Raw genomic sequence first — 21,202 nt, forward strand, 5'->3', positions numbered from 1 at the left:
GCGGCCGCGTCGCCGGGAGGTTCAGGCGGCGCGGGCACGGGGGAGGCAGGCGGGGCCGGTCGGTTCGAAGCTCTTATAGGTCAGGATGAATTCCTGATGCCCCAGCGCTTCGGACACGCTCGGTTCGCCGCCTGCCACGGCCAGCGTGCGTTCGTAGATTTCGGTCCCGACCGCATCGAGCGTCGCTTCCCCGTCGAGGATGCGGCCCGCATTGACGTCCATATCGGCGGCAAGGCGGCGCGCGGTATCGGGGTTCGCGCAAATCTTGATGACCGGCGAGATCGCCGACCCGACCACCGATCCTCGCCCCGTCGTGAACAGCACGACATGCGATCCGCACGCGATCAGCTCGACAATCTCGGCATTATCGGAAATGTTGGGAAAGCCGAACCGCGGTTCGCCATCGGGCACGACATCGAGCAGATACAGGCCGTTCGACGGCGGGATTTCGGCCGGGCGTACGATGCCCGAAATGGGCGAGCTGCCCGATTTGGAATAGGCGCCCATCGATTTTTCTTCCTGCGTCGTCAGCCCGCCTTCGGCATTGCCCGGCGCAAAGCTGCCAAAGCCCATGATGGTGTAATAGCGTTCCGCCTTTTGCACCGATGCCATCAGTTCGCGGCCGAGTTCAGGGGTTACTGCGCGATCCGCCATGATCGCCTCGCACCCGACAAGTTCGCCGGTTTCTTCGAAGATGCAGGTTGCGCCTTCGTCGACAAAACGGTCAAAGGCGCGGCCGACGGCGGGATTGGCGGTGATGCCGCTGGTCCCGTCCGACCCGCCGCAGATCGTACCGATGACCAGTTCATCGACCGCCATGGTCGTGCGCTCTGCCTTGTCCGCCTCGGCGCGAACGCGTGACACAGCGGCAAGTCCCGCTTCGATCGTGGCTGCCGTGCCGCCAACTTCCTGAATGACCAGCGTTTCGACCGGCCGCCCGCTCGCTTCTGCAACGCGCGCCAGCCCTTCGCGATTGAAGCTCTCACAGCCGAGCGACACGATCACCAGCCCGCCCAGATTGGGATGGGCGGCAATCGCCTTCATCATCTTGTCGGCATAGCTGTTGGGGTAGCAGCCGGGAAAGCCGATCAGCTGGACATCGGTGCGATCCGCCTTGTCGACGATCCGGCGCGCGACATGATGCGCGCATTCGACGAGATAGCAGACCGCCACGACATTGCGGATTCCCTTGCGGCCGTCTTTACGTTGCCAGGCTGGGATCATCATGCGTTCCTTTGCTCGACCGTATCGCGCGAATGCGTGGGGATATAGTCGCTTTTCATATTGTGGAGATGGACATGCTCGCCGGTTTGTGCGGCCTGTGTCATCGACCCGATCGGTGCGCCATAGCGATAGACCTTGTCGCCCGCCTGCAAGGGGCGCCGGGCGAGTTTGTGGCCGATATCGACGGCTTTCCCAATGGTTACATTCTGCCCCTCAATCTCCACCGTATCGCCGGGTGCCAGCGCAGCGGTGACGATCAGGATATTGTCGTCGGGGTGAAGCAGTACAAGCTTCATGCGGTAAGTCCCTTTCCGTCGATACGAAGCACCGGCACGAAGCGTTCTCCGGCGTCGGAGGGCAGGCGAAAGCGCAGCGCGTCGCCATCCTGACGATGGCTGATCGTTCCGCCGCCCAGCAGCGTCACGCGCTCCACCCGGCGACCGGCCAAAGCCCTGGCGCCCAGTGATTTGATGATGGTTTCGCCGCGCGGCCAGCCGAGCAGGATTGCGTACAGCGTCTCGCCCTTTGTGGTGAAGCGGATATCCTCCGCGGTGAACGGCTTTTGCTCGGCCTCGTTTTGCATGCCGGTTTTCAGCGTGGTCGGACCTTCGCCGAAGCGATGCCAGGGGCGGGATGCGAAGATCGCCTCACCATTGATCGCCATCCAGTCGGTCATCCGGTCGAGGATTTTCTCTTCCTCGCTGTCGATGCTGCCATCGCCCGGCTGCGGGATGGAGAGCAGAAGATTGCCGTTCTTCGACACGACATCGGCGAGCCGCTGCATCACCTGTTCGGCGCTCTTGTAGCTGCGATCTTTGAGCCGTGCGATATTGTAGAACCAGTCGCCGATGCACGTATCGGTCTGCCAGGGCTCGTCCCAGATACGGTCGGCAAAGCCGCGCTCGACATCCTCGACCACCCCGAACCGCTCCCAGGGTTTCAGCTTCTTCGCAGTCAGCGCAACGTCGATCTTGCCATGCCAGTCGATCGAGCGGTTGTAATAATCCGCCGCCGCTTCCAACCCGACCGAGCCGAAGGGCAGGCGGTAATCATCGAAATACACAAGGTCCGGTCTGTATTTCTCGACCAGATCGATCTGGCGCATCAGCCATTTGGAGACATAAGCGGGATCGTTTGGCGGGCCGTGTTCGACCCACTGGCCGTCATGTTTCTCATGCCACGCGTTCATCGCATCGATCGAATCGATACCGTCGGGCGCGACGATATGCGCGCCGGTATAGAGCTGCTGCGGGTCCAGCCCCTCCCACCACTGGCCTTTGCCGTCCGCTTTGGTCAGGCGAAAGGCATCGTAGCGAACGCCCTTCAGCGGCCCTTCGGGGTCATAGCCATAGGCGGTCTGATACCAGTGCCAGCTATGCGCGGCATGGTTCGATACGCCGAAACGCAGGCCGGCTTTGCGTGCCGCCTTTTCCCAGATGCCGACGACATCCTTTTTCGGGCCGACGCGAAGCGAATTCCACGGCTGATAGCGGCTGTCATAGCAATCGAGATTGTCGTGATGGCAGGCAAGCGCGACGAAATATTTGGCGCCTGCCTTTTGATAGCGCGCGATCAGCGCATCCGGGTCCCATCGGTCGGCGGTCCACCGGTTCTGAACATCCATGAACCCCGTTTTCGACGGATGGCCATAGGTTTTCAGATGATGTTCGTACATCGGATGGCCCTGCATATACATGAAGCGGCCATACCAGTCGCCCTGTTCGGGAACCGATTGCGGGCCCCAATGCGCCCACAGGCCAAGCTTCGCGTCGCGAAACCATTCCGGATAGCGGTAATTGTCGACCAGCGAGGGCCAGTTCGCCTGAACCGGTCCCTGTTTCAATGCCAGCGGCCCGGCGGCGAGCGCATTGCGCGCCATACCCATCGCCGCCATTCCGGCCAGTACCGAACGTCGCCCGATTTCCAGTGCCATGCGCTTGCCCCCGTTCGTATTGCCCGCTTATTTGCCCAGTGTCTTGCGGATCGCGGCGCGCGTTAGCGGCTCCATCACCGCATAGCCTTTGGCGGTAGGGTGCACGCCGTCGCTCGACAGGCCATCCTTCATTCCGCCTTCGGGTGTCGTCATCGCGGCATGATAATCGACATAGGTGAAGCCGTTGCGCTTCGCATAGTCGCGCAGCCATGCGTTCATCCTGTCGATGATCGGGGCAGGCTGCTTGTCCTTCGCCCAGGGAAATGCGGCGGCGGGCGGAACGGACGCCAGTATGACCTTGATACCATGCGCTTTGGCCAGTTCGGCCATCGACCGGATATTGCCCTCGACCGTTTCCAGCGTCGCTGCGCCGGTATTGCCCGCAATGTCGTTGGTGCTCGCCATGATGTGCACTGCCTGAGGCTTCAGGTCGATTACATCCTCGCGAAACCGGACGAGCATTTGCGGTGTGGTCTGGCCGCTGATGCCGCGATCGACGCGGCCATCGACGAAGAAATCCTTGTCGAGATTGATCCAATTATCGGTAATCGAATCGCCCATGAAAACGACGCGCACCGGCTTTCCGCTGGCCTTCAGCTCGGCATTGGCCGCGCGGTAGCGGCAGAGCTGCCCGAAATCGCGGGTCAGCATATGGAGGTTCCACGCCTGCCACCCTGCGCCATTCGTGGGTGTGGGGTGGGCAGGGCACGGATCAGCGACAATGCCAGCGGGATCGTCGGCATAGGGATCGCCCGGAATCTTTACCTGCGCCTGAGCGCTGCCGGCAAGGGACAGGCTGGTAATTCCGGCAAGCGCCAGCAGCGAACAGGCGGCGTTTCGATATTTCGGTTTCATCGTGATCCTCCTCCAGAGACGCCTTTCGTGCCGGGATAGCGACCGGTTGCTGCGCCCTATTTTGATGCCAATGCTACGCGCATCACGCCGATTAGCAAATGCATGTTTCGAATATAAATCATATGTGCATCAGTAAATGGCGAGCGGCGGCGCAATTTCACTCGATCGCCGTCCCCTCAAGCGCATGGGAAATTGCCCGCGCGGTTCGGATCAGCAGGTCGCGGGTCGTCTCCCGGTCGAGCTTTGCGCCTTCGCCACTTGCATAGGGAATGGTCAGAGCGGCGCGCGTTTCGCGGGCCGCAATGATAGGGGCCGACATATCGACGATGCCGTTGATCACCCCGCTTTCACGAACGATGAATCCTGCCTCCCGAATATCGCGCAGCTCTGCGATCAGCGCCTTGCGTGCTTCTGCATCGTTAATCGTTCCGATCTCATCGATCATCTGCGCCTGACGCCGCGTCGGTTCGAACGCCAGCAGGGTAAGCCCCGATGCGGACTGATGCAGCGGGCGGCGATATCCGACGCGCACGGTAAAACCGAGCAGTCCCGGCGCTTCGACGCGGGCAATCACGACCATTTCGGTGCCGGAGGATACGGCAAGGTGGCAGGACTGACCCGCCTCTTCCGAAAGGCCGGTCATCAGCGGAAAGGCGAGCGACAACAGGTCGCGAATCGGTGGCTGGCGCATCGAGAGCGCAAACAATCGGTTGGTCAGCGAATAGCAGCCGGTCGGATCGCGGCTGATATAATGCATGTCCTCCAGCACCTGCAGCATCCGGAAAATCTCATTTCGGGACCGGGAAAGCGCTGTAGATATTTCCGACATGCTCATCGGCGAACGCGCATTCGCCAGCGCCTCAAGAATCGAAAGCCCTTTTTCCAGCGCAGGTGCGCGATATTTCGGATCGGTGGTCACGTTGCCTGTATCATCCTCTGTTGCCCGATCGCAGCTTAGCGCCGACCGGTAAGCGAACGCCACCGAATGTCACCCACCGGCAAAGATATGATTTATCCTTGAAATCTATCTCGGCTTGAACGAGGGTCGCGGAGATTAGGGGAGCGCTAACATAGCGTGTATTGATCGCGGTTGAGGGTAACGGCCCCACGCCCATAGGGAGGATAGATTTGTTCACACGCCTGACCATGGCGGCCGGTGCCGCTACGGCCCTGTTCGCTGCCACACCTGCGCTTTCCCAGTCCGGATCGCCGCTGCCGCATATCGAGACGAAGCAGGGGCGCCATGCGCTGATCGTCGATGGAAAGCCCTTCACCATCCTTGGCGGACAGGTGAATAATTCCAGCAACTATGCCTTTTCCCTGCCGAAGGTCTGGCCCGTGCTCGACCGCATCCACGCCAATACGGTCGAGGTGCCGGTGGCGTGGGAGCAGATCGAGCCGGAGGAAGGGAAGTTCGACTTCTCCTTCGTCCAGACGTTGCTCGAACAGGCGCGCGTGCATGACAAGCGAGTCGTGCTGCTGTGGTTCGCGACATGGAAGAATACTGCGCCCGGCTACACCCCCGACTGGGTGAAGCTGAACAACAGCCGTTTCCCGCGCATGAAGACCAAGGACGGCAAGGATCATTACGCCCTGTCGCCGATGCATCGGACGACGCTGGAGGCGGACAAGCGCGCCTTTGTCCGGCTGATGACCTATCTGAAGGAGCATGACCCGCAGAATACGGTCATACTCGTCCAGCCGGAAAATGAGGTTGGCAGTTATCGTAACCCGCGTGATTATGGCGACAAAGCGCAGAAGCTGTTCAACGGGCCGGTTCCTGCTGAACTGGTGAAAGCGCTGGGCAAGCGTGCAGGTACGTGGGCCGCAGTCTTCGGCGATCAGGCCGACCGCGCATTCAACACGTGGTATATCGCGCGCTATATCAACGAGATTGCGGCGGCCGGCAAAGCGGTGAAGCCGCTTCCCATGTATGTGAATGCGGCGCTTTCTGACCCGTTCAAAACGCCAGCGCCCGATGCGGTGGCGAGCGGCGGGCCGCAACAGGATGTTATCGATATCTGGAAAGCGGCAGCGCCCGCGATCGATTTCGAAGCGCCCGATATCTACGATCGCAAGAGTAAGGATGTGGACGCCTATCTTCAGGCCTATGCCCGCCCCGACAACCCGCTGATGGTACCCGAAATCGGCAATGCCCGCGAATATGCGCGCTATTTCTACCCGGCTATGGGGCTGGGCGCGATCGGCTTTGCGCCGTTCGGCATGGATGACACCGGCTATTTCAACTATCCGCTCGGCGCGAAGGCGCTGGACGAGGCGACGCTCGATGCGTTCGCGTCCAAATATGCCGTATTCGAAGCGATGGGTAGCGAATGGGGACGGATCGCGCTGACCCGTCCGACCTGGGGCGTGGCGAAGCCCGATGACGGTGCGGGGCAGTCGACCGTCATGGGGAACTGGAAGATCGCGACCAGCTATGGCGAATGGCAGTTCGGACAAAAGGACTGGGACTTTCTCGACCAGACGCCGCCCGCATGGGCGGACGAACCGGTCGGCGGGCTGGTCGTTGCGCAGCTGTCGGCGAACGAATTTCTGCTGACCGGCGACCATGTTCGCGTGAATTTTTCCGCTGCCGAAAACGGGCCGGCCAACGGCATCATGGTGCGCGTCGAACAGGGGCATTTCGCTGACGGCAAATGGGTCATGGATCGCATCTGGAATGGCGACCAGACCGATTACGGCATCAACCTGATCGATTCTCCGGTGCTGCTGAAAGTCATCATGGGCAGCTATCGCTAAGCGCTGCCGAAAAAAATGAAAAAGGAACGGGTGGAATGAAAAAGGCAATGATGGTTTCGCTGCTGATGGCGGCGAGCGCGATGGCCCCGGCGGCGATGGCGCAGACGGGCAAGGGAAGCTATTCGCGCGTCGATAACGGCGTTGTGGTCACTCCCGCGACGGGCACTGCGTCAAAGGTCACGGTGACCGTTCATGGCGATGGCATCTTCCATGTGATCGCTGCGCCGAAAGTAGCGGCAGGCGCGACGGCCGACACCAGCCTGATGGTACCATCGCCCCCCAAAGCGGACGCATTCACCATTGCCGATCAGAACGGCCATGTCCTGCTGAAAACCGCGCGCGACACCGCTGATATCGACCTTGCCACCGGTCAGGTTCGCTTTCTCGACGCGAGCGGCAACGTGCTGCTCGATCAGAGCGGTCAGCCCGGTTTCCGGCCGGAAACCATCGATGGAAAACCGTTCGTCGCAGTGTCGCAGCAGTTCAATCGCGGCAGCGATGAAGGGCTGTATGGCCTTGGCCAGCATCAGAATAGCCAGATGAACTATAATGGCGAGGATGTCGAACTCGCCCAGCATAATATGGACATTGCGATCCCGTTTCTGGTGTCGACGCGCAATTACGGGCTGCTGTGGGATAATGAATCGATCACCCGCTTCGGCAACCCGAAGGAATATTCCTTTGTGGGGCAGGGGCTGAAGGTCACGAGCGATGGCAAGCCGGGCTTCACCGCCAAATATTATCTGGGCGACAAGCTGGCCGTGACGCGGCGTGAGCAGACGATCAACTATCAATATATCAAGGATCAGGCGAACTGGCCCGAAGCGGCAAAGGCGAAGACGGTTGCCGCCGATAGCGGCCAGAATACTGCTGGAAATGCGGTCGAAAAACAGCAGGTCGTGTGGACCGGCGAACTGACCCCGGACAAGAGCGGGATGCACAAATTCCGCGTCTATGGATCGAGCTATTTCAAGGTCTTCATGGACGGCAAGGAGGTGCTCAACCGCTGGCGTCAGAACTGGAACCCCTGGTACGCCAATTTCGAATATCCGATGACCAAGGGCAAACCGGTCAAGGTGCGGATCGAATGGGAGCCCAATGCCGGATATATGGCTTTCTTCCACAATGATCCGCTCGCCGATGCCGACCGTCATTCGGTCTGGTTCTCAAGCGATGTCGGCCATGGCGTGAATTACTGGTTCGTTCCGGGCACCGATATGGACGATGTTATTGCGGGCTATCGCAAGCTAACCGGTAAAGCCGTGATGATGCCCAAATGGGCCTATGGCTTCTGGCAGTCGCGTCAGCGTTACAGCACACAGGACGAACTGGTCGATGTGGTCGAGCAGTATCGCAAGCGCGATATCCCGCTCGATAACATCGTGCAGGATTGGTTCTACTGGCCCGAAAATGCCTGGGGCAGCCATGATTTCGACAAGAGCCGCTATCCCGATCCCAAGGGGATGATCGACAAGGTGCACGATCTGCACGCGCACTTCATGATCTCGGTCTGGCCCAAATTCTATCCGACCACCGAAAATTACAAGGAACTGGATGCCAAGGGATATACCTATCACGGCAATCTGGAGATGGGGAACAAGGACTGGGTCGGTAAAGGGTATCTGAACACCGACTATGATCCCTACGCCCCCGAGGCGCGCAAAATCTATTGGCGACAGATGAAGGACAAGCTCGCGGTGCTGGGCGTCGATGCCTGGTGGATGGACGCGACCGAGCCCGACATCCATTCCAACCTGTCGATCGAAAACCGCATCAAAACGATGGGCCCGAACGCGATGGGTCCGGCAGCCGAATATTTTAACAGCTTCCCGCTGATCCATGCCGAGGGCGTGTATGACGGCTGGCGCAAATATAAGCCCGATGTACGCCCGTTCATCCTGACCCGGTCGGGGTTCGGCGGGTTGCAGCGGGCAGGGGCGGCCTTGTGGTCGGGCGACGTGGCGAGCCGCTGGTACGATCTGCGCGCGCAGATTTCGGCGGGCGTGAACCTCTCCATGTCGGGCATTCCCAACTGGACGCACGATATTGGGGGCTTCGCGCTTGAAGATCGCTATTCGACAAAGAACCCCAACCCGGCGGATCTCGACGAATGGCGCGAGCTGAACCTGCGCTGGTTCCAGTTCGGCGCGTTCAGCCCGCTGTTCCGCAGCCATGGCGAATTTCCGTATCGCGAGATTTACGAGATTTCGCCGGACGGTTCCGACATGCGCAAGTCGATGGTCTGGTATGACGAGCTTCGCTACCGCCTGATGCCCTATATCTATACGCAGGCGGCGAATACCTGGTTCGATAACGGCAGCATCATGCGCGGCCTCGTCATGGACTATCCGAACGACAAGCAGGCGCGCGATGTTGCGGACGAATATCTGTTCGGTGACAGCTTCCTCGTCGCGCCGGTAACCGAATATAAGGCGCGCAGCCGTTCGGTCTATCTGCCCGGCGGTTCGACCGGCTGGTACAATTTCTATACCGGCGAGCGGGTGACCGGCGGACGCAGCGTCACCGTCGATGCGCCGTTCGAACGCATGCCGCTTTTCGTTCGTGCAGGATCGATCGTGCCGATGGGACCGGTGCAGCAATATGTCGATCAGAAGCCCGATGCGCCGATCACGCTCAACATCTATACTGGCGCTGACGGCAGCTTCGCGCTGTATGAGGATGACGGCACGAGCGAAGGATATCGCACCGGCGAATATAGCCGCATCCCGATCCGCTATGACGATGCCAGCGGCACGGTGACGCTGGGCGCGCGTGAGGGCAAGGGATATGAGAATATGCTCGCTTCCCGCGCGATCCGCATCCGGTGGATCACGCCGGGCCGCGCGCTCGATCTGGACGGAAAGGCGGATGCGACCGCGACCTATAGCGGCAGCGAGATGACGGTTCGCCGTCCGCGATAAAGGCAAGAGCGGCCGCGCTTTGCTGCGGAGCGTGGCCGCTGGTTATACCAATCTGCAGGGATGGCGACTCATCCCCCAGCCGTCATGCCAGCATAAGCTGGCATCTGCTGCACGTATACTGCTCCGTTCTCCCCAAGCCCCGGAGACCCCGGCTTTCGCTGGGGTGACGACTGGTGGCGAGGATCGCAATACGCGGATGGGTCCACATCAACGCAGGTCGGTATTAGCCAGCAAAAGGGGTGTCGGTCGTAAGACCGGCACCCTTTTTTGTAGTCGGTGTTTCTCCGCAAAAAAAGGGCCGGAGCCCGAAGGCTCCGACCCAGAGGGGAGAGGATTATGGTGTCCGCGATCAGTAGGTGATGCGTGCGGTGAGGCTCACCCGGCGATCGTTTAGAACCGACGATTGCGGGCGGCTTTCGATGCCGTAATAGGTCCGGTTTTCGGTATCCGTGAGGTTGATGCCGTCGACCGTGATCGCGAAATTGGGGTTCACGGTGTAGGTGATCGAGGCATCGAGCTGACCACGCGGCGCGTTGAAGATCGGCAGATTGCCCGAACCGTTGCCCCGCGTCGTCACGACATATTTGCTGCGCCAGTTATAGGCGACGCGCGCCGATATTGCCCCGCGATCATAGATACCGACAAGGTTATAGCTGTATTTCGACAATTGCTCGAGCGGCACGAGGATCGGATTGCCCTCATTATCCTCGGCATCCGGGCTGGGTGCCTTGCTGTCGACATAGGTGAAATTGGCCTGCACCCCGAAGCCCGACCAGATACCCGGCAGGAAGTCGAAGAACGTGTTTCCACCGACTTCGAAGCCCTTGATCGTGCCGTTATCGCCGTTCACCGGGCGCGACACATTGTAGACATAGCTGTTGTCGCCGAACGTGTAGGTTTCCTGATCGACGACATTGGCGATGAAGCCATCGACCTTTTTGTAAAAGGCTGCGCCATAGACCATGCCGGTGCTGGCGAAATAATATTCAAGGCTGGCATCAAGCTGCTTCGCGGTCAGCGGCCGCAGACTGGGATTGCCCGAAGACGCCTCCCGGCGCTGGCCGGTCGGATTATATTCGACGATGTTGATGTTCGGGTTAAGCTGCGTGAAGCTCGGCCGCGAAAGGGCTTCCGAAGCCGCGAGACGCAGCTGCAATTCGCGGGTGAGGTGGAAGGTCAGGTTCAGGCTGGGCAGCGCCTTGGTATAGTCGGAATCGACGCTGATCGGCTGATAGACGACGTCGCCATTGCCATAGAGCGGATTGCCCTCATTATCGGTGCCGACCTGCACCTGCGGCGTGCGGACCTGGAAGCCGCTGGTGTTGACCTTGGTCTTTACGACACGAACGCCCAGATTGCCGTCGAACGGCACCGCGAAATCATCGCTGCCGAAACGGACCAGTCCGTAGGCGGTATAAGTGTTCTCGCCCTGCGTGTTGCGGTCGCTCGGCACATAGCCGACGCCGTCGAGCAGCGCCTGACGCTGGCTGTCCGCGACATAGGGCGCGAGTGCTTCGCGCGTCGCATCGTAATCGAGCACGGTGTTGCGGTTGAAGAACACCGCCCCGACCGGAACGTCCTGATATCCGCGATACAGCTCGCCGCGGAACGGGCGTACCTCCAGCAGCGAGTCGGGCAGCGGCGTGGAAATGCCGTAATAGGCATAGGTGCTGCTATCGGTGATCGCCGAGCGATCCGTATAGCGAAGCCCGCCCTCCAGCGCGCGCAGGAATCCACCGTGCAGCTGGTATTTCACATCGAAGCGCCCGGCATATTCGGTGCCGACCGAATGCTCGATATGATCGAGATAGCCGCCGCCGCTGCGATAATTATCGAAATTCGTGGTCGAGCCGTCGCCGTTGGTCGGATCGTCGTCGCCATAAATGAACATGGTGGGGACGCCGTTGCCGACCGACGTGCGGAACCGTTCGGCGGTCGAGGACAGGATCACGATCGAACGCTGCCCGTCGGTGTTCGCGCGAATGTATTGGAAGTCACCGCTTACCTCCAGATCGGAGGTCGGGTTCCACACGCCGTGCAGCGAATAGTCATTGGTGACCGATTTGCGCCGTTCCAGGCTGGTATTCGCGTTGATCGGAACGTTGACGAACGTGCCTGAACGGAAATTGCCGGCATCGTCGAAGGTGAAGGGCTGCGTATAATCCGGCGTGATGTCCGCATCGCCGGTATAGGCGAAGAAGCTATAGTCGCCATATTGGAACTTATAGTCCGAACGGATATATTCGCCGGTGAATTGCAGCGTATCGGTCGGGCGCCACTGCACCGCGACATCGACGCCAAGACGGCGGCGATCGCCGAGATACTGGCCGATGCCGGTGCCATGGGCGAGATAGGTTTCCTGTCCCGTGCGGCCCAGCCCGGCGAGCACTGCGGCGTCTTCGGCATCCGATGGCAAAAGGCGGAAAAACGGCTCGCTTGAAATCTGGTCCTGACGGAATGCGGTCTTCTGAAACGCCACATCGGCAAGAATGCCGATTTCGCCGATCCCGGTGTCCCAGCGATTGGAAACCAGCAGGTTCGCCTGCGGTTTGCTCTTCCCGTACAGATCGTAATAATTGACGCCAGCGCTCGCCGACAGCTTGAAGCCGTCGAAATCGAACGGTTTGCGCGTGCGGAGGTTGACGAGGCCGCCAATGCCGCCCTCGATCAGCTCAGCCGACGGATTCTTATAGACATCGATCCCGGCGAGCAGTTCGGAAGGAACATCCTCAAGGCTGAGCGAGCGTCCGCCATTGGCGGTGAAAACGTCGCGGCCGTTAATCTCGGTACGAACCTGGCTCAGCCCGCGAATGGCGATCGAGCTGCCCTCGCCATAGCTGCGCTGAATCTGAACGCCGGTAATGCGCTGCAGCGCTTCGGCAACGTTCCGGTCGGGCAGCTTGCCGATATCCTCGGCAACGACCGAATCGACGATCTGGCCCGCATTGCGCTTGATGCTTTGCGCGGACTGAAGGCTGGCGCGAACGCCGGTGACGACGATATCCGAAACCGGCTGATCGCTTGTGCCCTGAACCGGCGCTGCGGTGTCGTCGCCGCTGGGGGCTGTGCTGCCGCTATCGGCGGCCTGCGTGCTGTCCTGTGCGAACGCAGCGTTCGACCAGCCGGTAACGAGCAGCGCGGCGAGCGATGCAGTCGCTGTGAAATATGCGGATGCGCGGCGAGTGCGCGCGGTGGCGTGGGTCAATTTCTCTCTCCCTGTGGTGCGTGCAGATCCTTCGGGACGGTGCTGCATCGTCTCATTGTCAATCGGCGCAATCGCCCCGATCGAACCGCTCTTAGATTATTTATCAGCTAATTCATATCTGAAAATTGCGCTCACCAGCGGTGAATGGTAACGCAACCGAAACGCGATGATTTTGCCCGAAAATTCGACCAAATCGCGAGAGTGTCTGGAGAAAAGAGAGGATCATGATCCCGAATCGGGGCACAGCTATCATCGGTGCGATAGCGCTAGCATCGCTATTCCACGCCCCCTTCGCGGATGCTGTTGCGGCCGATCGCGCCGCCGAGCAGGTCTTCCGGAACTCACCACCGCGCCGCGAGGTGAAGGAAAGGGACTGGGGGCCCTGGCTTGGGCCATTTCGTGAGAAGCTGGTGCCCAGCCTGATGCAGGATTTCGGCGAACGTTACCTCTATGCCCCCGCCAACGCTGCGCTCGAACCGCCGCGTTCCGGTGAGAAGCGCGTCGTCTTTCTGGGCGATTCGATCACCGACCGCTGGGACCTGAAGCGCAGCTTTCCCGACAAATCCTATATCAACCGTGGGATCGGCAGTCAGGTCACGGCGCAGATGGTGCTACGTTTTCAGCAGGATGTCGTTGCCCTGCATCCCAGGGTCGTCGTGATCCTCGCCGGGGTGAACGATGTGCAGGGATTTTTGCAGCGCGAAACCGTGGAGACCATTGAGCAGAATTATACCGCGATGGCGGATATGGCCGACCGGCATGGCATTGCGGTGGTGTTCGGGTCGCTGCTTCCGGTCAATAATTATACCGAGCAGGCAAAGGATGTGCTGAGCGAACGCGATCCCGCCGAACTGCGCGCGCTCAACGACTGGCTGAAGGGCTTTTGCGCCGGGCGCGGCTATGCTTATGCCGATTATTATTCGGCGCTGGTCGATGATAAGGGACTGATGAAGCGCGATCTGACGATCGACGGGATTCACCCGCTTCGCGCGGGCTATGCGATCATGGCACCGATTGCCGAAGCTGCTATCGGGCAGGCGCTCGACGCGCGATAAGACAGTGTCACGAAAGGAACGTCTCGAATGAAATTATGCCGCTATGGCGCCGTGGGTGCTGAAAAGCCCGGACTGATCGATGCGACAGGCGCGATACGCGATCTCTCCGGAGCGATCGGCGACCTTACCGCAGATTCGCTTTCGCCGGACGGGCTGAAGAAGCTGGCGGCGATCGATCCGGCGACGCTGCCGCTGGTCGAAGGCGATCCGCGTTACGGCGTGCCGTTTACCGGCACGCGGCAGTTTATCGCCATCGGCCTCAACTATGCCGATCATGCGGCGGAATCGAACCTGCCGATCCCCGAAGAACCCGTGATGTTTACCAAGGCGGTATCGTGCCTGACCGGCCCGAACGATCCGGTCACCATTCCGCGCGGATCGGTAAAGACCGACTGGGAGGTCGAACTGGGCGTCGTGATCGGCAGCCGGGCAAGCTATGTCGAGGAAGCCGACGCGCTTTCGCATGTGGCGGGTTATTGCGTCATCAACGACGTGTCGGAACGCGATTATCAGCTGTCGCGCGGCGGCACCTGGGACAAGGGGAAGGGATGCCCGACCTTCGGACCGGTCGGTCCCTGGCTGGTGACGGCGGACGAGGTTGGTGATCCGCAGAATCTGGGCATGTGGCTGGAAGTGAATGGCGAGCGGGTACAGGACGGTAACACCCGCACGATGATCTTTTCGGTAGCGAAGATCGTCAGCTATCTCAGCGAATTCATGGTGCTGGAACCCGGCGACATCATCACCACCGGTACGCCTCCCGGTGTCGGCATGGGGCAGAAGCCCGAACCGCGCTATCTGAAGGCTGGCGACAAGGTGCGCCTCGGCATCGAGAAGCTGGGCGAACAGGGGCAGAGCTTCGTCGGCTGGAGCCGCTGAGCAGGCAGCAGGTGCCGGGCAGCAAGTCCGGCACCCCTGTCGTTATCGGTTGTTGCAATAAGCGATCCGGCGACACGCACGCCGCTTCTGGATTGTCGCGCCCCTTCGGGGCTCGCAATGACGATCGAGGCATGGTCCGGATCAATCCGGGTGGTGTTAGTGGATGGTCGGAACCGGGGCGGAGCCGGCCGCATCGATCCCCGCTTTATGCGCCCGCATCGCATAGATCGCCACGATCGCGAAGCACGCGCCCGGCATCAGCATCACCGGCTGGAGCGCGCCCTCCCATTGGGAGATGAGCCCCATCAGCGGCGGGAACACCGCCCCGCCGATAATCGCCATGACGATCAGCGGTGCACCGAGCATCGCCCGCTCTCCGAGCCCTTTCAGTCCCAGCGAGAAGATGGTCGGGAACATGATCGACATGAAGAAGCTGCTGAGCGTCAGCGCACCCACCGCGATCCATCCTCCGGTCAACGCAGCGATCACTGCCAGGGCGATCCCCGCGAGCGCGAAGATCAGCAACAGCCGGGTCGCCGCGATTTTATGCATCAGCGCGGCGCCGATGAACCGGCCCGCCATGAACAAAGCGAGGCTGAACGACAGCAGAAAAGCAGCAGTGCGTTCGGGAGTCGTCGGTGTCACTTCCTTCACGAAATCGATGAAGAAGCTCCACACGCCCACCTGCGCGCCGATATAGAAGAATTGCGCGATTACCGCGCCGAGCAGCTCTGGTTCGCGCAGCACCGAGAACAGCGATTCCCGCTTCGCCCCCGTTGCTGCGGGCGGATCGATCCGGGGCAGGCGAACCATCGCGACGGCGATGGCGATCAGCACCACGACTGCGGCGAGTACCAGATACGGCCCCTGCACCATCTGCGCCTCCGCCGCGCGATAGGCGGTCTGCTGCGCGGCGGCCATCGCGGCGATATCCGCCTTGCTATGTTCGATGCCCGAAAAGATGAAGATACCGCCGATGATGGGTGCGAGAAAGCCGCCAAAGCCGTTGAACGCCTGCGCCAGATTGAGCCGCTGTTCGGCGCGCGAGGGATTGCCGAAGGCGACGATATAGGGATTGGCCGCCGTCTCCAGAAACGCAGCGCCCGCCGCCAGCACGAACAGTGCGCCCAGAAACGCCGCGTACACGCGAATCTCCGCCGCCGGATAGAAAAGCAGCGCGCCGACTGCATAAAGCCCCAGCCCCGTCAATATTCCGGCGCGATAGCCGAAACGCCGCATCACCATGCCTGCGGGCAACGCCATGGTGAAATAGCCGATATAGAAAATGAACTGGATCAGCCCCGCCTCAGCGCGGTTGAGGTCGAGCGCCTTTTGAAACTGGCGGATGAGGATGTCGTTGAAATTATTGGCGATCGCCCAGAGGAAGAACAGGCTGACGACCAATGCGAACCCCGCCTTATATCCCGGCGTGATGAACGCGCCATGCGCCGGGGCGGATGGGGCCGGCTCCTCATAGGGTGTCATTCGGTCAACTCTCCTGATGTCGGACGCCGCATATTTGCGTGCGAAGATATGATATGGCTTGCCTTTGTCAGGATCCGGGATGATCGATCAGGTGAAAGATGCGCTCCATTTCGGTCCATGCGATCCGGGGCGCGCCGGGCAGCGCGCGCTGAAACTGCTGCATCCGCTTCTCCCACGCAATCACATGCGGATTTTCTTCGTCCGCTTTCGCCTTGGCCGCGGCGTCGAAATCTTCGGTCACGTCCATGACCATAACCATGCGGTCGGCGAGCCGGAAAATCTCCATATTCTCGATCCCCGCGTCGCGGATCGAGGCAAGTATTTCGGGCGGCGTATTGCCGACCTGGTGCCAGCGTTCGTACTCGGCGATCAGATCGGCATCATCGACCAGATCGAGCGCAAGACAAATTCTCCGGGTCATGTGTTCGCCCATCCGCCATCGATCACATTGGCGGTGCCGGTCGTATAGGCCGACAGGTCGCTCGCCAGATACAGCGCCAGTTCGGCGATTTCCCCGGCGCGGCCGAGCCGGCCCATCGGCTGGCGCGCGACGAAATCGGCGCGGGCCTTTTCGGGGTCGCCGGTCGCTGCCATGCGTTCGTCGAGCGAGGGCGACTGCACCGTGCCGGGGCAGATCGCGTTGCAGCGCACGCCGTGCTGGACGAAATCCGCGGCCACTGCCTTGGTCAGCCCGATCACCGCCGCTTTGGACGCGCCATAGACGAAGCGGTTGGGCACCGCGATCACCGAACTTGCGACCGACGACATGTTGACGATCGACCCGCCGCCCTTCGCGATCATGCCGGGGAGAAACGCCCGGATCATGCGATAGGCGGATTTGACGTTGAGATCGAACGAGAAGTCATACGCATCCTCGTCGCAATCGAGGATCGTTCCGGCATGGACGAACCCGGCACAGTTGAACAGAATATCGACCGCGCCGATCTTTTCCGCCAGCGCAGCGATCGCCGCTCCGTCCATCAGGTCGAGCTGGTGCGTTTCGCATCCCTGCATCGCCGAAAGCGCATCGCCGTTGATATCGACGGCATGGACCTGCGCCCCCTCGCGCACGAACAATTCGGCGCTGGCACGGCCGATACCCTGTGCCGCGGCGGTGATGATCGCTGTTTTGCCCTGAAGGCGGCCTGCCATCGAAATATTCCTCTTAATTGTTTTGGGGGAGCGGCGCGTCGGTCCGGATCAGCTGCCTGTCGGCCAGCTCGCGCCAGAAATCGGGGGGGATGGGAACAGCGAGCAGATCGGTCGCCGAACAAATCTGACCGGGCGTGCGCGTGCCGGGAATGACGCTCGCGATCTGCGCATGGGCGAGCGGGAATTGCAGCGCGGCGGCGGGGAGAGGAACGCCATGCGCTTCGCACACCGCCTCGATCGCCGCGACGCGCGCCACGATGTCCGGCGGTGCGGGGGCATAGTTATAATGGAGGTCGCCGCCCTTCGCGCCGGTTGCGAGAATGCCCGAATTGAACGGTCCGCCCAGCACGATGCACACATTGCGTGCCGCACATAGCGGCAGGAAACCGTCCAGCGCGTCCTGTTCCAGCAGCGTATAGCGCCCGGCAAGCAGGATCAGGTCGAGATCGGCATGGCCGAGCACAGTTTCGCATATCGCGGTTTCGTTGACGCCAAGCCCGATCGCATCGACCGCGCCCGAATCGCGCAGCTCGCGCATCGCGCGATAGCCGCCGTCGAGAAATTCGGCGAGCCGTTCGGCATGGTCCTCGCCATGCGTCATTTCGCCCAGATCATGCGCGTAGAGAATATCGATCCGCTCGCGCCGCAGCCGCTCCCGGCTCGCTTCCCAGGAGCGCATCACGCCATCATAGCTGTAATCGAAGCAGCTCTCGACCGGTTCGGGCGAGACAAAGCCCTGACGCGGCCGGGACAGATCGGCATCGGGCACGGGCGCGAGCAGGCGCCCGACCTTTGTCGATACAATCGCCTGCTGTCCGGGGTCGATCCGCGCCAGTGTCTCGCCCAGTCGCTTTTCGCTCAGGCCGAAGCCATAATGCGGCGCGGTGTCGAAATAGCGCAGACCGTGCTGCCACGCCGCCTCGACCGTGGCGGTTGCTTCGTCATCCGGCATTGCCTGATACAGATTGCCGATCGGCGCCGATCCGAAACCCAGCGGACCGAGCATAGCGGGGGAGAGGGTGCGGCGATCCTCGGCTTCCATCGTGCAGGTCATGCGCCGCGCGGCGCCCATCGACAAGCGGCGTGGCGGTTATGGCCCATCATGCGCGGAACAAGGATCACCGTCTCTCCTGCAATGCTGCGCGGTCATTGCCTGACCGTCGGTCGCTGCTTTATTTGCATATGGGGTCCGTGTTCACCAGTGGGTATTTGATTTTTATATGACAAAGCCCCGCCACCCCATGATCGGTCGGGGGGCGGGGCTCTATCACAGACGCTGTGCGTTTGGGCGGTTCAGCCCTTTTTGCGGAAATGCAGGATACCCCAGGTGAGCTTGCCGGCATCGGCACCCTTCACCCAATGGCTCAGCCCTTCGAGCATCCGGTTCACCCAGGCATCGCCGGCATCGACATCGCCGCGCCGGGCATCCAGTTCCTCGGCGACTCGCGCATAATGGTTGCGCAGTTCGATCGAGCGATCCTCAATTTCGACCTCTTCGAAGCCCAGCCGCGCAAGCTCACGCCGATAAAAGCCGAACGAGGCGAGATTGGGCAGGTGAATGCGGTCGTAAATCGGCTGCAAATCGCCTTCATCGGTCAGGTCGTCGGCCTGCATCGGATCAGTGAAGATGAAATGCCCGCCCGGGCGAAGCACGCGCGCCACTTCCTCCAGCACCGCGACCCGGTCGGGCGCGTGCAGGATCGCATCCTGGCTCCATGCTGCATCGAACCGTTCATCACCGAACGGCAGATCGTCGAACGATCCGTCCACCACCTCGATACGATCCGAAAGCCCGGCTGCCCGCGTCATCTCCCGGTTGCGGTCATTCTCGACGATTGCGACGTTGAGGCAGGTGACATGCGCGCCATGCTGTGACGCCATCACCCGCGCCGCACCGCCATAGCCCGACCCGATATCGAGCAGCGATTTGCCGTTCACATCGCCGAGTAACTGCGCCATGCGGTCGACCGTCGTCCGGCTGGCCGTGCGGATATCGCTGGTATTTTCGTAGATGCCGACATGAATATCCTCACCACCCCATATGGTGTTGTAGAAATTGTCGGCCTCATCGCTGTCATAATAATCGCGCGCCGTCGCGACGCCCTGATCAGTCTTCGTCGCCATAGCTCTTCTCCGCTACATGAATGAAGAAATCGGGATTTGCTTCCTCGCCTTCTTCAAGGAAATCTCCATAGCTGTGGATCTGCTGAAAGCCCGCCTCACGCAGCAGCCCGCGCGTATAATCCTTGCGCAGCGGGAACATGTTGAGGTTATGCTTCGACCCGTCGGGAAAGGTATATTCGAAGCGGGCGAGTCCGTCGTCGACATGGACCGGCTCTGCGCTGACCTTGTCCCCGCAATAATAATATTTGTGCTTCGTCGAAAAACCATCGTCGAGAATGGTGTCGTAATTGCGCTGGTCGATAATCAGGATGCCGTCATGTTTGAGCGCGGCATAAAATTCGGCGAGCGCGCGGCGGCGATCGGCCTCATCGAACAAATGGGTGAAGCTGTTGCCGAGGCAGATGACCGCATCGAATTTGCCATGGACATCGCGGTTGAGCCAGCGCCAGTCGGCATGAACGGTTTTAAGGACGACGTCATTATCGACCCCGTTCTTAAATGCCTTTGCCAGCATTTCGGCGGAGCCGTCGGCAGAAAAAACGTCGAATCCGGCCTTTAAGAGCTGTACCGAATGAAATCCGGTGCCGGTCGCCACGTCGAGCACGCTGGTTTTCCCGCGCGCCTTCAACACGTCGATGAAGAAACGCCCCTCGCTTTTGGCGCGCTGTTCCCAATCGATCAGCTCGTCCCATTTCTCGACGAACCCGCGAACATATTCGGTCGTATATTTGCCCGACTGACGGACGGCGGTCGGGTCGTCACCATAATCCTGACGATCGTCAGGCGCGAAGACGCGCGGCTTGGTCTCAGTGGTCATAGGCTCCCTCTTATGTTGGGGCCGAAACGAAAGCGGTATGCGGACGGATCGTAGGTCTGCCGGGATGGCAGGGCGGCCCCGCGGAAAAGATACGCTGGAGCATAGTAGAACAGATAGTCAGTTCGGTTACAACGAAAGCGTGCTTATTCTTCTGACGCAGCGCCAGGAGGAAGGCCGCGAAGGGCAGGGCCGGACGGCTATATTGTCGCAGGTCGCGCCTGATCGGATGGGCAATTTGTCGATCGGCGATGCGGCGCGCCTGTAATCCGCTATGCCGCCCTTTAAAACAATCGCTGCACAGGACGGCTGCTTGTTCCCGGTTGACGGCCACACCCGGCAACCCTAGGGAAATCGCCGTTCGCCGGTTTAGCTCAGTTGGTAGAGCAGCGGTTTTGTAAACCGAAGGTCGCGGGTTCGAATCCTGCAACCGGCACCAGCTTTTCGTCCGAACCTTATGCCGCCACCGATGCCGGGATCAGCCGGTTGAGCGTTGTCGGGCCGAGCGGCTGGACAAATTGCGCGCCATATTTTCCCGCCTCGCGCCAGCGGATGCGCGCGGCGAGCATATGGCCGTCGCATATCACCACGATCCGGGTATCGTCGGGCAGATCGGCATCGCAATGCACGCACATGCCCGTGTGCGACAGATTGAGCAGATGGCAGCGATATTCCCCGCTGGTGGTGCGAAGTGTCGCGGGCTGGAACACCTTGTGACGATAGGCGCGTTCGCGCTCCGCGGGAGCGACGCCAGATACTGGTTTTTGCAAGATTTTTTCCGAACAGGCTGGTGTT

Annotated in this window: 18 protein-coding genes and 1 tRNA gene; 6 read left to right on the forward strand and 13 right to left on the reverse strand. The window is 60.7% G+C overall.

Features of this window, described 5'->3' with window-relative positions:
- Nucleotides 1-21: 21 nt before the first annotated feature.
- The 5 genes from EV664_RS13615 to EV664_RS13635 form a co-directional block, all read right to left on the reverse strand.
- The gene (locus tag EV664_RS13615) at nucleotides 22-1,224 is read right to left on the reverse strand and encodes a UxaA family hydrolase (RefSeq protein WP_133496354.1); all 1,203 of its coding nucleotides are present in this window, start codon (nucleotides 1,222-1,224) and stop codon (nucleotides 22-24) included.
- The gene (locus EV664_RS13620; protein WP_133496282.1) at nucleotides 1,224-1,520 is read right to left on the reverse strand and encodes a UxaA family hydrolase; all 297 of its coding nucleotides are present in this window, start codon (nucleotides 1,518-1,520) and stop codon (nucleotides 1,224-1,226) included. The genes EV664_RS13615 and EV664_RS13620 overlap by 1 nt, the downstream gene beginning before the upstream one ends.
- On the reverse strand, nucleotides 1,517-3,157 hold the full coding sequence (locus tag EV664_RS13625; protein ID WP_133496283.1) for an alpha-L-fucosidase: 1,641 nt from the start codon (nucleotides 3,155-3,157) through the stop codon (nucleotides 1,517-1,519). Before EV664_RS13625 ends, EV664_RS13620 begins: the two co-directional genes overlap by 4 nt.
- A gap of 27 nt (nucleotides 3,158-3,184) precedes the next feature.
- Nucleotides 3,185-4,012 (reverse strand): SGNH/GDSL hydrolase family protein, encoded by an 828-nt coding sequence (locus EV664_RS13630; RefSeq protein WP_133496284.1) that lies wholly within the window; start codon nucleotides 4,010-4,012, stop codon nucleotides 3,185-3,187.
- A 157-nt stretch (nucleotides 4,013-4,169) separates the two neighbouring features.
- A complete protein-coding gene (locus EV664_RS13635) occupies nucleotides 4,170-4,931 on the reverse strand; it encodes an IclR family transcriptional regulator (RefSeq protein WP_229668271.1) in 762 nt (253 codons plus the stop codon).
- 227 nt (nucleotides 4,932-5,158) lie between these two features.
- On the opposite strand from EV664_RS13635, the gene EV664_RS13640 reads away from it, so the two are divergent.
- Together EV664_RS13640 and EV664_RS13645 are read left to right on the forward strand one after the other, a co-directional pair.
- On the forward strand, nucleotides 5,159-6,772 hold the full coding sequence (locus EV664_RS13640; RefSeq protein ID WP_133496355.1) for a DUF5597 domain-containing protein: 1,614 nt from the start codon (nucleotides 5,159-5,161) through the stop codon (nucleotides 6,770-6,772).
- 47 nt (nucleotides 6,773-6,819) lie between these two features.
- The gene (locus tag EV664_RS13645) at nucleotides 6,820-9,693 is read left to right on the forward strand and encodes a TIM-barrel domain-containing protein (RefSeq protein WP_244923136.1); all 2,874 of its coding nucleotides are present in this window, start codon (nucleotides 6,820-6,822) and stop codon (nucleotides 9,691-9,693) included.
- A 349-nt stretch (nucleotides 9,694-10,042) separates the two neighbouring features.
- Here the strand turns inward: EV664_RS13645 and EV664_RS13650 are convergent, their stop codons facing one another.
- On the reverse strand, nucleotides 10,043-12,898 hold the full coding sequence (locus tag EV664_RS13650) for a TonB-dependent receptor (RefSeq protein WP_229668272.1): 2,856 nt from the start codon (nucleotides 12,896-12,898) through the stop codon (nucleotides 10,043-10,045).
- Nucleotides 12,899-13,308: 410 nt separating this feature from the next.
- Between EV664_RS13650 and EV664_RS13655 the strand changes: the two genes are divergently transcribed.
- Both EV664_RS13655 and EV664_RS13660 read left to right on the forward strand, forming a co-directional pair.
- Nucleotides 13,309-13,953, forward strand: a complete 645-nt coding sequence (locus EV664_RS13655) for a GDSL-type esterase/lipase family protein (protein ID WP_244923137.1) — start codon at nucleotides 13,309-13,311, stop codon at nucleotides 13,951-13,953.
- A 27-nt stretch (nucleotides 13,954-13,980) separates the two neighbouring features.
- On the forward strand, nucleotides 13,981-14,832 hold the full coding sequence (locus EV664_RS13660) for a fumarylacetoacetate hydrolase family protein (protein WP_133496288.1): 852 nt from the start codon (nucleotides 13,981-13,983) through the stop codon (nucleotides 14,830-14,832).
- Nucleotides 14,833-14,988: 156 nt separating this feature from the next.
- On the opposite strand, the gene fucP is transcribed toward EV664_RS13660, so the two are convergent.
- The 6 genes from fucP to EV664_RS13690 form a co-directional block, all read right to left on the reverse strand.
- Nucleotides 14,989-16,317, reverse strand: a complete 1,329-nt coding sequence (fucP, locus tag EV664_RS13665) for an L-fucose:H+ symporter permease (RefSeq protein WP_133496289.1) — start codon at nucleotides 16,315-16,317, stop codon at nucleotides 14,989-14,991.
- Between the two features lie 67 nt (nucleotides 16,318-16,384).
- Nucleotides 16,385-16,738 (reverse strand): L-rhamnose mutarotase, encoded by a 354-nt coding sequence (locus EV664_RS13670; protein ID WP_133496290.1) that lies wholly within the window; start codon nucleotides 16,736-16,738, stop codon nucleotides 16,385-16,387.
- Nucleotides 16,735-17,469 carry an SDR family oxidoreductase gene (locus tag EV664_RS13675; protein WP_133496291.1) on the reverse strand — a complete coding sequence of 245 codons (735 nt, stop codon included), beginning with the start codon at nucleotides 17,467-17,469 and terminating at the stop codon, nucleotides 16,735-16,737. Before EV664_RS13675 ends, EV664_RS13670 begins: the two co-directional genes overlap by 4 nt.
- 13 nt (nucleotides 17,470-17,482) lie before the next feature.
- Nucleotides 17,483-18,523, reverse strand: coding sequence for an aldo/keto reductase (locus EV664_RS13680; protein WP_229668273.1), 1,041 nt, complete (start codon nucleotides 18,521-18,523; stop codon nucleotides 17,483-17,485).
- Nucleotides 18,524-18,762: 239 nt separating this feature from the next.
- Nucleotides 18,763-19,593 carry a methyltransferase domain-containing protein gene (locus tag EV664_RS13685; RefSeq protein ID WP_133496292.1) on the reverse strand — a complete coding sequence of 277 codons (831 nt, stop codon included), beginning with the start codon at nucleotides 19,591-19,593 and terminating at the stop codon, nucleotides 18,763-18,765.
- A complete protein-coding gene (locus tag EV664_RS13690) occupies nucleotides 19,577-20,410 on the reverse strand; it encodes a glycine/sarcosine N-methyltransferase (RefSeq protein WP_133496293.1) in 834 nt (277 codons plus the stop codon). Before EV664_RS13690 ends, EV664_RS13685 begins: the two co-directional genes overlap by 17 nt.
- 139 nt (nucleotides 20,411-20,549) lie before the next feature.
- Here EV664_RS13690 and EV664_RS19680 point away from each other — a divergent pair, with 139 nt between their 5' ends.
- Nucleotides 20,550-20,675, forward strand: a complete 126-nt coding sequence (locus tag EV664_RS19680; protein WP_268237684.1) for a hypothetical protein — start codon at nucleotides 20,550-20,552, stop codon at nucleotides 20,673-20,675.
- A gap of 95 nt (nucleotides 20,676-20,770) precedes the next feature.
- Nucleotides 20,771-20,846 (forward strand) — tRNA-Thr (locus tag EV664_RS13695).
- Between the two features lie 16 nt (nucleotides 20,847-20,862).
- Here the strand turns inward: EV664_RS13695 and EV664_RS19290 are convergent.
- On the reverse strand, nucleotides 20,863-21,177 hold the full coding sequence (locus EV664_RS19290; protein ID WP_162848856.1) for a PilZ domain-containing protein: 315 nt from the start codon (nucleotides 21,175-21,177) through the stop codon (nucleotides 20,863-20,865).
- Nucleotides 21,178-21,202 lie beyond the last annotated feature (25 nt).

Origin of the sequence: Stakelama pacifica (assembly GCF_004361835.1) — a bacterium.
GTDB lineage: Bacteria > Pseudomonadota > Alphaproteobacteria > Sphingomonadales > Sphingomonadaceae > Sphingomonas > Sphingomonas pacifica.

Bases quoted from the DNA above. Each gene is read 5' to 3' on its own strand.
- EV664_RS13615 (WP_133496354.1), bottom strand. From the start codon at position 1,224: ATGATCCCAGCCTGGCAACGTAAAGACGGCCGCAAGGGAATCCGCAAT.
- EV664_RS13620 (WP_133496282.1), bottom strand. From the start codon at position 1,520: ATGAAGCTTGTACTGCTTCACCCCGACGACAATATCCTGATCGTCACC.
- EV664_RS13625 (WP_133496283.1), bottom strand. From the start codon at position 3,157: ATGGCACTGGAAATCGGGCGACGTTCGGTACTGGCCGGAATGGCGGCG.
- EV664_RS13630 (WP_133496284.1), bottom strand. From the start codon at position 4,012: ATGAAACCGAAATATCGAAACGCCGCCTGTTCGCTGCTGGCGCTTGCC.
- EV664_RS13640 (WP_133496355.1), top strand. From the start codon at position 5,159: ATGGCGGCCGGTGCCGCTACGGCCCTGTTCGCTGCCACACCTGCGCTT.
- EV664_RS13645 (WP_244923136.1), top strand. From the start codon at position 6,820: ATGATGGTTTCGCTGCTGATGGCGGCGAGCGCGATGGCCCCGGCGGCG.
- EV664_RS13660 (WP_133496288.1), top strand. From the start codon at position 13,981: ATGAAATTATGCCGCTATGGCGCCGTGGGTGCTGAAAAGCCCGGACTG.
- fucP (WP_133496289.1), bottom strand. From the start codon at position 16,317: ATGACACCCTATGAGGAGCCGGCCCCATCCGCCCCGGCGCATGGCGCG.
- EV664_RS13670 (WP_133496290.1), bottom strand. From the start codon at position 16,738: ATGACCCGGAGAATTTGTCTTGCGCTCGATCTGGTCGATGATGCCGAT.
- EV664_RS13675 (WP_133496291.1), bottom strand. From the start codon at position 17,469: ATGGCAGGCCGCCTTCAGGGCAAAACAGCGATCATCACCGCCGCGGCA.
- EV664_RS13680 (WP_229668273.1), bottom strand. From the start codon at position 18,523: ATGACCTGCACGATGGAAGCCGAGGATCGCCGCACCCTCTCCCCCGCT.
- EV664_RS13685 (WP_133496292.1), bottom strand. From the start codon at position 19,593: ATGGCGACGAAGACTGATCAGGGCGTCGCGACGGCGCGCGATTATTAT.
- EV664_RS13690 (WP_133496293.1), bottom strand. From the start codon at position 20,410: ATGACCACTGAGACCAAGCCGCGCGTCTTCGCGCCTGACGATCGTCAG.